Below are 11,282 nucleotides of genomic sequence, written 5' to 3' on the forward strand. Positions count from 1 at the left end.
GGGCGGCGTTCACCGTCCCATTGGTTAGTAGACTAACGGTTATGGCACTAAGCAAACCTGCACGAGAGCGTGGAAGCCTGACCGCCTGGCTCAACCGGACCCTGCTGCCCTGGATCGGGCCGCCGCCGCTCGGGCCGTACACCGACGTGCCGGATGCCGAGGTGCGGGCCGAGAAGGCGCGGTCCGTCTGCCCGATCTGCGGTGAACTCATGTCTCTGCACGAGGTGGACCGCTCCGGCGAGCGAACGATGATCTACCACCCGACGCCCGGCGTGGCCCCCGACGTAACCCCCTGAGGCCCCCCTGACCTCACCCCCTCTGACCTTCCCCCTGAGGGGTCGCAAATCGACCTTCAGCGGGCAAACGAAGGTCGATATGCGACCCCTCACGGGGCTTACCGGGTGAGCGAGGCGAGGATGTCGGCGCGCACCTCGGCGAGGCGCCGGCGGAGTTCCGGAACGGCTTCCGCCGGCACGCGCCCGCGGGAGGCCTGAGTGCGCAGGTCCGCGCGCAACTTCTGACGGAACTCATTCAGCACCATGTCGGCCTCGTGCAGCGCCAGGTTCGACTCGGTGTGCTGGTTCGAGGTGGCGCCGTGCCCGGCCTGGCCGGCCGACTCGTCCCTGGCCTGCCGGGCGGCCGAGGCGAGGTCGGCCCGCAGGCTCTTCATCGCCGCGTTGACGCCCATCCGCACCTCGTCCGCAAGGCGTCGGACCGAATCCGTCACGTCGCTCTCGATCGCGTCGAGCTCACCGGCGCGAGCGGCGAGCTCGGTGCGGCCGGCATCCGTGATCACGTAGACCGTCTTCCGTCCGTCGGTCGACTTGGTGACGAGCCCATCCTCCTCGAGCTTGGACAGCCGCGGGTAGATCGTGCCGGCGCTCGGGCTGTAGGTGCCGCCGAACCGCTCGCTGAGCGCCTGGATCAGCTCATAGCCGTGTCGCGGCTGCTCGGCCAAAAGGCTGAGCAGGTACAGGCGGAGGCTGCCGTGCGCGAAGACGGGGGTCATGCCCGGGCCTGCCCGGAGGCATCCGTCGACCCCTCGCCGGCGGGAGACTGGCTCCCATTGGCACGGCGCACGACCGAGATATTGCCGGAGACGGAGTTCGCCCGGAGCTCCAGCCAGGCGCCGTCGAGCGCGCCGCTGCTGGCCTCGTATCCCTTGCCGAGCGTGCCCTTGATGGTCTGGTCGTCGAGTTGCAGGGTGCCCGACACCGTGTTGAGGCGGTAGCGGGTGGCCACGTCGGCGCCGAGGCGCACGGTGAGGTTGCCGCTGACGGTGTTGGTGTTGATCTCGTCCGGCGTGCCTTCGATGTCGAGGAAGACGTCGCTGCTGACCCCGTCAAGGGAGAAGCGGCGGATGCTCCCGCTCGCGGTGATCTCGCCCGAGACCGTGTGCGCCGTGATGTTGCCCGCATGACCCTGAACCGACATCTCGCCGTTCACGCCGTTGAGTTCCAGGTCGCCGACCACATCATCCACGACGATGTCGCCGGAGACGGTGCTCAGCCGGGCGCCGTTGCGGAGCCCGGAGACGAGTGCGCTGGCCGAGATGACACCGAATTTCAAGGCCACGTCGCGCGGCACCATGATGCTGACGTCCGCCCTGGCCGTGCCGCGGAACGACGCGAACACGTCGATGAAGTTGTCCCAGCGCAACTGCGGGTGGTCGATCTCGAGGGTGTCGCCGTCCATCGAGATCTTGAGGTCCTTGCCGGTCACGCTGTGCACCTCGACGCGGGCGCCCTGCTCGTCGTGTCCGATCACGTCAACCTTGCCGGCGATCATGCCGACCTTGAGATTCCGCACCAGTTCGACGTCGATGACCTTGGTCTGCCCGGGGGTGACTAACCACTTTTCCACTTCTGCTCCTTCATTCTTACAAAACATCTGCACGCGATATATCGCGTCTCATCTGAACACGATATATCGCGTGTTGGTGTTGCGCAAGGGGTGCGCCGGGCCGCGGCGCGAGGGGTGCGGTTCCTGCGCCTGTCCTCCACAGGTCGGGCGGGCCGGAAGTTATGCACAAGGGCCGGTCAAGGGTGCTTTCGGGCGGTAGGAATGTCGGTGGTTCGCCGTACCGTTGGCGTATGAAAACCTTCACAGCACCACCCGGTCGGGCACTCCCGGCCGGCCCTAACCCGGGCGCTGGCCCGGGAACGAACCCGGGCGTTGACCCGGGCGGCGCGAACCCGGGCGTTGACCCGGGCCCGCTGACACCAGCGGCGGTCCACCTGGAGGAACTCGGCGCCCTCATCGACGACGTCACCGCCATCGACAAGGCGATGGCGGTGCAGGCCGCGGCGCGGGTGGTCGCGATCGACGCCGCGCGGGTCTGCAGCGAGCGGGAGCTCGACGGCAGCGCGTTCAGTCCGGCGTTGACCCGCCGGTCGCTGGTGGCCGAGCTGGCCTGCGCGCTGCGGATCCCGGAGTCGACCGCCTTGAGCCTGCTGGAGAGCAGCCGGGCCCTGGTCCACGACCTGCCCGACACTCTGGCGGCCCTGGCCGCGGGGCGGATCGGCTACCGGCAGGCGATCACCCTCGTCAACGAAACCGCGGGACTTCCGGAGGCGGCGGCCCGGCAGCTGGAGCAGGAGGCGTTGCCGTCGGCCGGCCGGTTGACCGCGTCGCAGTTCGAAAGGAAGACCAGGAAGCTGCGGGAGAGGATCCATCCGGAGTCGATCACGGCCCGGCATGTGCGGAGCGTGGCCGACCGGGCCGTACGGTTCGACCCGGCCCGCGACGGGATGGGCTGGCTGAGCGCCTACCTGCCGGCGTCGGACGCCCTCGGCATCTACGGCCAGGTGACGGACCGGGCGATCGCCCTGCAGGGGCCGGACGAGCCGCGCACGCTCACCCAGCTGCGGGCGGACGTGTTCCGCGACCTGCTCCTGCAGACCGGCTGCGCGGAGACTGGCTGCACGCAAGCCGGCTGCACGCAGGCCGGCTGCACGGAGGCCGGCGGCACGGAGCCCGGCTGCACGGAGACCGCAGGGACGGCCGGCAGCCTGGGCGGGCTCCGGCCGAACCTGATCGTGACGGTCCCGATGCTCACCCTCCTCGGTGTCACCGAGGAGCCCGGCAGCCTCGACGGGTACGGGCCGATCGATCCCGACACGGCCAGGGCGCTGGCGGCGAAGTGTCCGAGCGCGGTGCGGATCCTGACCCACCCCGAGACCGGCGCGGTGCTCTCGGTGGGCCGGGACCGGTACACGATCCCAGCCTCGCTCCGCACGATGCTTCAGGTGCGCGACGGAACCTGCCGGCACCCCGGGTGCAGCCGGGCGGCCAGCCGCTCGGACATCGACCACGGCCTCGACTGGGCATTCGGCGGACGAACCGACCACAACAACCTCGCCCACCTCTGCCCCGTCAGCCACGCCCTCAAACACGAGGCCGGCTGGAAAGTCAGCCAGGCCAAGGACGGAACCGGCACCCTCACCTGGACAACCCCGACCGGCCACACCTACGTGACCGAATCGGAGACCATAATCGGCACCGCCATCAGCGCCGAACTCCGACAGAAGGCCACGCGAACCGACGAAGGAAGTTCAGAGGAACAGCCCTCCTAACACGTCACCCTTCCGGCTCGCCGAACCGTGAGTTCGGACCCTTCCCACCGGAATGAACGTGCCGAACTCACGGTTCGGCGGGAGGTTCGCTAGAACTTGGGCGTGAGCGCGATCGTGGCGCCCTTGGGGATTGTCTGTCCGGCGGCCGGGTCCGTGGCCTCGATGGTCAGCAGGGCCGCAACCGCATCCGCGCCGGGGTTGTACTTGAGCTTGAAGCCGAGGTCCGTGAGGATCTTCTTGCCCTCATTCCACGGCTTGCCGATGACGTTCGGGACCTCGACCGGCTCCGGGCCCCGGGAGGTGGTGAGCACGAGCACGTCGCCCGCACGGACCGGACCGCTCTTGGCTGCGGAAATCTTGATCACGGCGTCCTTGGCGATCGTGTCGCTGTATCGCTGCTCTCCGGTCTCCGCGCCCAGCCCCTTGGCCTTGAGGATGGCGGTGGCATCGGGAACGGACTTGCCTGTGACATCGGGGATGGGGCCCAGGGAGACAACGAGGTTCACCGCGAGACCCTCGAAGTACGGGCCGCCCTTGGAGACGTCGCCTCCGTCGCTCTCGCGGCTGGCCGCGACGACCGTGCCCTGCTCGAGTGAGCTGTTGAAGACCTCGTCCGTGCTGCCCACCAGCGCCGCGAGGTCGGTGATCGCGGTCTCCGCCTCGTCCTGGCTCAGGCCGGCCAGGGCTGGGAGTGTGATCGGCTGGCGGCCCTTCGAGATGAGGACCGTCACGGCGCTGCCCTTGGCCAGACGTGCGCCGGCGCCGGGATTGGTGCTCGAGACGAGTCCCGCGGCAATCTCATTGTTGTACTCCTCGCCCGGCTTCGCGGTGAAGCCCAGCTCGGTCAACGCCGACGCCGCCTTCTCCGGCGTCAGCGACGTGAGTTTCGGGACGGCGATCTGTGAGCCGGGACCGGAGCCGAAGTACCAGCCGGTTCCCCCGGCCAGGGCCGCGAGCAAAACGACGAGCGTGAACAGCCAGAAGCCTCGGCGCTTGCGCTTGTCGGCCTTCGTGGCCAGCATCGCGCTGCTGCTCGGCAAGGCGGTCGCCGCAGCGGCGAGGGGCTGCGGTCCCAGGATCTGCGTGTCCGCTGTGGCCGAGGCGTCGCCGAAGCCACCCGGGAACATCATGGTGGGCGCCATGCCGGTGCCCGCGGACGCGGGGCGGACCAGCTTTTCCACCTCGAGCAGCTGGTCGAGCATGACGCGCGCGTCCCTCGGCCGCTGCTCAGGGTCGCGGGCCGTCGCCCAGAGCACGAGTTCGTCGAGTTCGCGGGGGACCGAGGGCACCTTGGCACTCGGCATGGGCACGGTGTCGTTCGCGTGCTGGTACGCGATCTGCATCGGGGCTTCGCCCACGTACGGCTGCTCGCCCGTGAGCATCTCGTAGGTCATGATGCCCAGCGCGTAGATGTCGCTGCGGGCGTCGGCGATTCCGCGGGTGACGAGTTCGGGGGAGAGGTAGGCGATGGTGCCGAGCAGGGCCTGCCCGGTCGCGGTGTTGTTGTTCGCGGCGCGGGCGAGTCCGAAGTCGCCGATCTTGATCCGGCCGTCGTCGGCGAGGAGTACGTTCTCCGGCTTGAGGTCGCGGTGCACGATCCCGGCCTTGTGCGCCGCGGCCAGGCCGCCGAGCACGGCCTCCAGGATGTCCATGGTCTGCTCCGGCGTGAGCCGCCCGTAATCCTTGATCAGGTCGCGCAGGGTAATGCCGGGGAGGTACTCCATGACCAGGTAGGCCATGTCGGCATCCTGCCCCTGGTCGTAGACGTTGACTACGTTGGGGTGCGCGAGGCGCGCGGCGGAACGCGCCTCCTGCACGAAGCGTGCCTTGAAGCTGTTGTCGTCGGCGAGGTGGCCGTGCATGATCTTGATGGCCACACGCCGTTCGAGGCGGAGGTCCGTCGCGAGGTATACCGTCGCCATGCCGCCGCGCGCGATCCGCGAGCGCACCTGATAGCGGCCATCGATCAGACGGCCGATCATCGGATCGGTTGGGCTATCACTCACCCGTCGAGTCTAGGGAACGCGGCCGCCAGAACCCCGATAAAACACCGTGAGCCGGGTGTTTGGGGGGCACGTCAGACCCTGGCGACAGGTCAGTCGAGCTCGGCGACCCAGAGGCGCGCGGAGACTTCCCACTTGGCGTAGTGGTTCGGGTAGGCCGAGACCTGCACGGCCTGGGCGGCCTGGGTGACCGTCAAGGACTCCCACCCGGAAATATCGAGCAGCCCGCGGGTCACGCCGCGGTTGGGGTTGTCGGTACCGCCGAAGAAGGCGCGGCTGGCGCGCACCGGATCGAGCACCTGCGCGGCCGTTCCCCAGCCGGCGCTGGGCCGCTGCTGGAAGAGCCCGAGCGAGTCGCGGTCGCCGTGCTGCACGTTGCGCAGCCCCGACTCCTGGGCGGCGGCGGCCAGCGCGATCACGAGGCCGCGGTCGCTGACGCCGGCCCTGCGGCCGACCGCGACGATGATCTCGGCGTTCACGCGCATCTCGGCCGTCAACCGGGTGATGGTGGGGATCTTCAGGACCTGCCCGGGGTAGATGATGCTGGACCAGCCAAGGCCGTTGGCGTCGAGGATTGCCTGCACCGGCACCCGGGCGGTGGCGGCGACGGTGCTGATCGTGTCGCCGCGGGCGATCGTGTAGCTGGACGGCGCAGGACCGGGGGCCGCCGCCGCCGGCCGGGCGGCGGTGGTCGGCACGGGCGCCGGGGCCGGAGTCGTCGCGGCCGCGGCGGAGCTCGCAGCGGGGGCACCGTGGGGCAGCACGATCGCCTGGCCGGGGAAGATGATGCTCGCTCGGCCCAGGCCGTTCGCGCTGAGTACAGCGGCGGTCGACAGGCCGTGGGCGGCCGCGATGCCGCTGATCGTGTCACCGACCTTCACCTTGTAGCGCGTGATCTCCGCTGCAACGGGCTTCTTGGCGGGGACGGCGGTCGGGGCAGCTGCGTGGGTGGTCAGGGTGAGTTTCTGGCCGGGAAAGATCATCGACGACCAGCCGAGGCCGTTCAGCGCGAGCACGGATGCCGTCGACAGGCCGAACCGCCCGCCGATGCTGCTGACGGTGTCGCCTTCGACCACGACGTACTGGGCGGGGACGGCCCTGGCCGGTGCGCTGGCAGCGACGGCGCCCGGGCTCGGCGCCGGGACGGCGGCCGGGAGGGTGCTCTTGACCTTCGGCGGTTTCTTCACGATCGTCGCGGCATCGGCCGGCGACGCGAGATTCAGCGTCATCGCGATCGTGCTGATGATCACGATCGGGATGCTCGCGAACAGGCCGCGGGAACAGCAGGCCGCCAGGAAGCCGGGCCGGCGGGGCGTGTCGCCCGGCGCGGCATCCCCTGCGGGGATACTCTGCGACTCAGCCGACATGGCACTCCCGTTCCTGTGTTGCGTATGCCCCCAACGCTGGCATAGATAGGTATCAGAGTCAATCAACGTGACGGGTGTGGTTTGAGTAAACTCGTGGGATTTCATTCGCGCGGATGTTTGTCGCTCCCGGTGTTTCATGGCAGGCTTGATCCGTGACCGACTCGATTTCAGAGCAGCAGTGGCTGACCATTCCCGACCTCGTCAACCTGCTCGGTCAGAGCCAGAGCCGCGTGCGGCAGTTGATTGACGACAAGCAACTCCTGGCGGTGCGCCGCGACGGCAAGCTGCAGGTTCCCGCTCTCTTCATCCGGGACGGTGCGCCCGTGCCCGAACTCCGCGGCACGCTGATCGTGCTCTCCGATGACGGCTTCACCGACGAGCAGGCGATGGAGTGGCTGCTCGAGGTTGACGACAGCCTCAGCGCCGAGCCCATCGTCGCGCTGCGAGCCGGCCGTAAGGCCGAGGTGCGACGGGTCGCCCAGGCACTCGCCTAGCTTCCCCGAGCGACAGCCTTTCCCGCAGGGCGGGGCGGCAGTACACTTCCGTCATGTCGGCTCAGGCGGACGCCTACGGTGAGGCGCTGGAACGAGCGAAGGCGCACGCCATGGACTGGCTCAGTTCGGTCCCCGAGCGCCCGGTCGGCCCCCGGATCGGCGTCGGCGAGCTGGCGGCACGGCTGTCGATGGCCCTGCAGGACCAGCCCATGGACCCGGCCGACGTCATCGATGAACTTGCGGCGGTCGCCGAGCCCGGTCTGATGGCCATGCCGTCCGGCCGTTTCTTCGGCTGGGTGATCGGCGGAACCCTGCCGGCAGCCATGGCCGCCGACTGGCTGGTGAGCGCGTGGGACCAGAACGCGGCCTTGCGGTTCGCGACACCGGCGACCGCCGCCTTCGAGGAAGCCGCCGGCGCCTGGCTGATCGAGCTCCTGGGCCTGCCCTACGACGCGGACGTGGGCTTCACAACGGGAGCCACGATGGCGAACTTCGTCGGCCTCGCGTCCGGCCGGCAGTACCTTCTGCGCCGGGCCGGGTGGGACCTCGACGCCCAGGGACTGTTCGGTGCGCCGCGCATCACGGTCTATGTCGGCCGGGAGCGTCACGAGGTCATCGACCTTGTACTCCGCTACCTGGGCCTGGGCGCGCCCGTCGAAATCGCGGTGGACGAGCAGGGCCGACTGCGCGCGGACGCGCTGGCCGAGGCGATGGACCGCCGAACCGGCCCGGCCATCGTCTGTCTGCAGGCCGGCAACGTGCATTCCGGATCGTTCGACCCGATCGGTCAGGCCACGGCCATCGCCCACGGGCACGACTCCTGGGTGCACGTCGATGGCGCCTTCGGACTCTGGGCGGCCGCGAGCCCGCTCTACCGCGAGCACCTGTCCGGACTGGAGACCGCGGACTCCTGGGCGACGGACGCGCACAAGACCCTCAACGTGCCTTACGACTGCGGCCTTGCGATCGTCTCCCGGCCTGCCGTTGTGCGCTCGGTCTTCGGGGTCCGCACGGCCTACCTGGTCGCGGACGAGAACGGCCCGGGCGATCCGTTCGAGAAGGTCCCTGAGCTGTCCCGCCGTGCGCGCGGGATCCCGGTCTGGGCGGCCCTGCGTTCGCTCGGCCGGTCCGGAACGGTGGCGCTGGTGGAGCGGCTCGCGGAGCACGCCCGGGCGCTGGCGGCCGGCATGGCCCGGATACCGGGAGCCGAAGTTCTCAACGACGTCGTCTTCACCCAGGTCTGCGTGAGTTTCGGCGAGGACGACAGAACCCGCCGGGTGACGGAGCGGCTGCTGGCGGAGGGAACCACCTGGATGTCCGGGTCCCGCTGGCACGACCGGGATGTGCTGCGGATCTCGGTGAGCAACTGGTCCACGGATGCCGCCGACGTCGAGCTGTGCCTCGCGGCAGTCGAGCGCGCAGCGAGTGCCGTGCCCCGGTAGGGCCGTTCGGTCGCATCAGCACGCGCCCAGGTCTGGTGGGCGCTCGGACCTGGTGGACGCTAGAACGCGCGGCGCGTGACCCTCTCAACCAGGGAGCGGAGCTGTTCCCTGGCGTCCTCACCGATCGGCGAATCCTCCAACGCCAGCACGGCCTCCGCCACGTTGGCTTCGATCAGCGCCTCGACCCGGTCGACGGCGCCGCTGGCCAGGATCACGCGCTGCAGGGCGGCGATCCGCGCTTCGTCGAGGGCGGGGTCACCGAGCTGTTCGTCCAGGTCGTGGCGCATCGTGTCGGAGAGCCCCTGGCGCGCGAGCGCCACGAGAACGGTGCGCTTGCCCTCCCGGAGGTCGTCGCCACTGGGCTTGCCGGTGACGGCGGCGTCGCCGAACACGCCCAGCAGGTCGTCCCGGAGCTGATATGCGATTCCGAGCGGCAGGCCGAAGGCCCGGAGCGTATCGAGCTGGGCCGGGCTCGCACCCGCCAGGGCCGCACCGATCACGAGCGGCGCCTGCACGCTGTACTTCGCGGACTTGTAAACGATGACGCGCAGGGCCCGGTCCAGCAGCTCGGCCTCCGGCTGGGTCAGCCAGGCGCGTTCCTCGAGGATGTCGAGGTACTGGCCGGCGGTGACCTCGGTGCGCATCCGGTTGAACTCGGCGCGGGCGAGGCGGGCGGCAGTCTGGTCGGGGGCGGCGTCGAGGCCCTCGTCCAGGAGCTCGTCGCTCCAGCCGAGCAGCAGATCCCCGAGCAGGATCCCGGCGGCGCGACCGAACTCGCTCCGGCTTCCGGCCCAGGCGTTCTCGCCGTGCATGCCCTCGAACAGCTTGTGCGCGGATGCCGAGCCCCGGCGGGTGTCCGAATTGTCGATGATGTCGTCGTGGACGAGCGCCGCGGCATGGAAGATCTCGAGCGCGGCGGCCGCGGAAATGATGGGGGAGAGGTCCTGGGCACTCGACCCGGCGCCCTGCCAGCCGGAGTAGCAGAAGAGCGCCCTGAAACGCTTGCCACCGCTGAGAAACTGCCGTGAGAAAGCGACCAGGGGAGTGAGATCAGGGCTGATGGCGGCGACAATTGGAACACGCGTGCTGAGGAATTCGTCGATGCGGACCTGAACCTGTTCGACAAGACGATTGCTATCAGCCACGTGCCTAGCCTAGCCATCCCAGCTGGACTAGAATCAGTACCTAACCCGCTCGATCCCGAAATTGGAGGGGAATGAGATGCCGCTTTCTGAGCAAGAGCAGCGACTCCTCGAAGAGATGGAGCGCAGCCTCTATCACAATGACGTTGACTTCGTGTCAACGGCAGGGGTGACGCGGCTTCGACCCGATTACCGGTCGGTTGTAGTGGGTGTCCTCCTCGCGGTCGCCGGGATCGGCGCACTCATCGCCGGCGTGGCACTGCAGCAACTGTGGCTCGGGGTGCTCGGATTCATCATCATGTTCGCCGGCGTCCTGCTTGCCATCACACCGGGGAAGGGCGTCCGCGGCAGTACCGGCGGAGCATCCGCCGGTCGCCCGGGATCCGGACCGCGTCAGCGCGCCGGTGCCAACCAGGGATTCATGGACCGCCTGAACGAACGCTGGGACCGCCGCCAGGACGACCAGCGCTGAAGCACGCGAGTTGAGTCGCGCGCGCTGAACCAGCCTCGCTCCCGGGTTCTCCACCGTCCCTCCACAAACGTGGCGGCAACCGCCGCACCGATCCCATCACAGGGCCGATCCACTGATCGGCCCTTTTTTCTTGCCCGAAAACGGGCTTCGGCTCCCGAAAACCGCCCCGACGGTCCCTGGACGCGCAAAATCCCTCCACTTGCCCCTGCCCCGCGGACTGGGGGGCTTTCGGGGTAAATCGGATCAGAAATCGTGTATTTCTGCCTAGATGTGGTGGATAGTGGAGTAAAGTGGAGCCATACTCGGAACACGGCCGGTCGAGAAAGGGGGGATGCATGTTTCTCGGAACGTATGCCCCCAAACTCGACGACAAAGGCCGCATCATCCTGCCGGCGAAGTTCCGGGACGAACTCTCCACCGGCATCGTGATGACGCGGGGCCAGGAGAACTGCCTGTACGTCTTCAGCTCCCGTGAGTTCGAGGACCTGCACGAGAAGATCCGCCAGGCGCCCATCACGAGCAAGCAGGGCCGCGACTTCCTCCGCGTCTTCCTCTCCGGCGCCAGCGCCGAGACGCCGGACAAGCAGAACCGGGTGACCATCCCCGCAAACCTCCGCGCCTACGCGGGACTCGACCGCGAGCTCACCGTCATCGGTGCCGGCAGCCGAGTCGAAATCTGGGACAGCGAGGCCTGGGAGACCTACCTCGCCGAACAAGAGACCTCATTCGCCAACACGACGGAGGAGGTGATCCCGGGACTCTTCTAGCCCCTGGCGCCTGACTCCCA

11 protein-coding genes are annotated in these 11,282 nt (G+C 68.8%); 6 read left to right on the top strand and 5 right to left on the bottom strand.

Features of this window, described 5'->3' with window-relative positions:
• Window positions 1-41: 41 nt before the first annotated feature.
• A complete protein-coding gene (locus BLQ39_RS02615) occupies window positions 42-296 on the top strand; it encodes a hypothetical protein (RefSeq protein ID WP_092321526.1) in 255 nt (84 codons plus the stop codon).
• 98 nt (window positions 297-394) lie between these two features.
• Here the strand turns inward: BLQ39_RS02615 and BLQ39_RS02620 are convergent, their stop codons facing one another.
• Together BLQ39_RS02620 and BLQ39_RS02625 are read right to left on the bottom strand one after the other, a co-directional pair.
• Window positions 395-1,009 carry a PadR family transcriptional regulator gene (locus tag BLQ39_RS02620; protein ID WP_092321527.1) on the bottom strand — a complete coding sequence of 205 codons (615 nt, stop codon included), beginning with the start codon at window positions 1,007-1,009 and terminating at the stop codon, window positions 395-397.
• Window positions 1,006-1,863, bottom strand: coding sequence for a DUF4097 family beta strand repeat-containing protein (locus BLQ39_RS02625; protein WP_241977148.1), 858 nt, complete (start codon window positions 1,861-1,863; stop codon window positions 1,006-1,008). Before BLQ39_RS02625 ends, BLQ39_RS02620 begins: the two co-directional genes overlap by 4 nt.
• Before the next feature lie 230 nt (window positions 1,864-2,093).
• On the opposite strand from BLQ39_RS02625, the gene BLQ39_RS02630 reads away from it, so the two are divergent.
• Window positions 2,094-3,575 carry an HNH endonuclease signature motif containing protein gene (locus BLQ39_RS02630; RefSeq protein WP_143006456.1) on the top strand — a complete coding sequence of 494 codons (1,482 nt, stop codon included), beginning with the start codon at window positions 2,094-2,096 and terminating at the stop codon, window positions 3,573-3,575.
• Between the two features lie 89 nt (window positions 3,576-3,664).
• Here BLQ39_RS02630 and pknB read toward each other — a convergent pair whose 3' ends face one another.
• Window positions 3,665-5,581, bottom strand: a complete 1,917-nt coding sequence (gene pknB / locus BLQ39_RS02635; protein ID WP_092321529.1) for a Stk1 family PASTA domain-containing Ser/Thr kinase — start codon at window positions 5,579-5,581, stop codon at window positions 3,665-3,667.
• Between the two features lie 89 nt (window positions 5,582-5,670).
• On the bottom strand, window positions 5,671-6,945 hold the full coding sequence (locus BLQ39_RS02640; protein WP_241986897.1) for a muramidase family protein: 1,275 nt from the start codon (window positions 6,943-6,945) through the stop codon (window positions 5,671-5,673).
• Between the two features lie 152 nt (window positions 6,946-7,097).
• Here BLQ39_RS02640 and BLQ39_RS02645 point away from each other — a divergent pair, with 152 nt between their 5' ends.
• Both BLQ39_RS02645 and BLQ39_RS02650 read left to right on the top strand, forming a co-directional pair.
• A complete protein-coding gene (locus tag BLQ39_RS02645; RefSeq protein WP_092321530.1) occupies window positions 7,098-7,439 on the top strand; it encodes an Rv2175c family DNA-binding protein in 342 nt (113 codons plus the stop codon).
• Window positions 7,440-7,492: 53 nt separating this feature from the next.
• On the top strand, window positions 7,493-8,881 hold the full coding sequence (locus tag BLQ39_RS02650) for a pyridoxal phosphate-dependent decarboxylase family protein (protein WP_092321531.1): 1,389 nt from the start codon (window positions 7,493-7,495) through the stop codon (window positions 8,879-8,881).
• Window positions 8,882-8,940: 59 nt separating this feature from the next.
• Here BLQ39_RS02650 and BLQ39_RS02655 read toward each other — a convergent pair whose 3' ends face one another.
• A complete protein-coding gene (locus tag BLQ39_RS02655; RefSeq protein WP_092321532.1) occupies window positions 8,941-10,026 on the bottom strand; it encodes a polyprenyl synthetase family protein in 1,086 nt (361 codons plus the stop codon).
• Window positions 10,027-10,102: 76 nt separating this feature from the next.
• Between BLQ39_RS02655 and BLQ39_RS02660 the strand changes: the two genes are divergently transcribed.
• Window positions 10,103-10,495, top strand: a complete 393-nt coding sequence (locus BLQ39_RS02660; RefSeq protein ID WP_092321533.1) for an SCO2097 family morphological protein — start codon at window positions 10,103-10,105, stop codon at window positions 10,493-10,495.
• A 335-nt stretch (window positions 10,496-10,830) separates the two neighbouring features.
• Entirely contained in the window at window positions 10,831-11,262 is a 432-nt protein-coding gene (gene mraZ / locus BLQ39_RS02665) for a division/cell wall cluster transcriptional repressor MraZ (RefSeq protein WP_092321534.1), read from the top strand.
• The last annotated feature ends 20 nt before the right edge of the window (window positions 11,263-11,282 follow it).

Origin of the sequence: Cryobacterium psychrotolerans (genome assembly GCF_900101115.1) — a bacterium.
Lineage (GTDB): Bacteria > Actinomycetota > Actinomycetes > Actinomycetales > Microbacteriaceae > Cryobacterium > Cryobacterium psychrotolerans.

Excerpts from the sequence above, each read along its gene's own strand:
- BLQ39_RS02620 (WP_092321527.1), bottom strand. The coding sequence starts at position 1,009 with ATGACCCCCGTCTTCGCGCACGGCAGCCTCCGCCTGTACCTGCTCAGC.
- BLQ39_RS02660 (WP_092321533.1), top strand. The coding sequence starts at position 10,103 with ATGCCGCTTTCTGAGCAAGAGCAGCGACTCCTCGAAGAGATGGAGCGC.
- BLQ39_RS02630 (WP_143006456.1), top strand. The coding sequence starts at position 2,094 with ATGAAAACCTTCACAGCACCACCCGGTCGGGCACTCCCGGCCGGCCCT.
- mraZ (WP_092321534.1), top strand. The coding sequence starts at position 10,831 with ATGTTTCTCGGAACGTATGCCCCCAAACTCGACGACAAAGGCCGCATC.
- BLQ39_RS02640 (WP_241986897.1), bottom strand. The coding sequence starts at position 6,945 with ATGTCGGCTGAGTCGCAGAGTATCCCCGCAGGGGATGCCGCGCCGGGC.
- BLQ39_RS02650 (WP_092321531.1), top strand. The coding sequence starts at position 7,493 with ATGTCGGCTCAGGCGGACGCCTACGGTGAGGCGCTGGAACGAGCGAAG.
- BLQ39_RS02615 (WP_092321526.1), top strand. The coding sequence starts at position 42 with ATGGCACTAAGCAAACCTGCACGAGAGCGTGGAAGCCTGACCGCCTGG.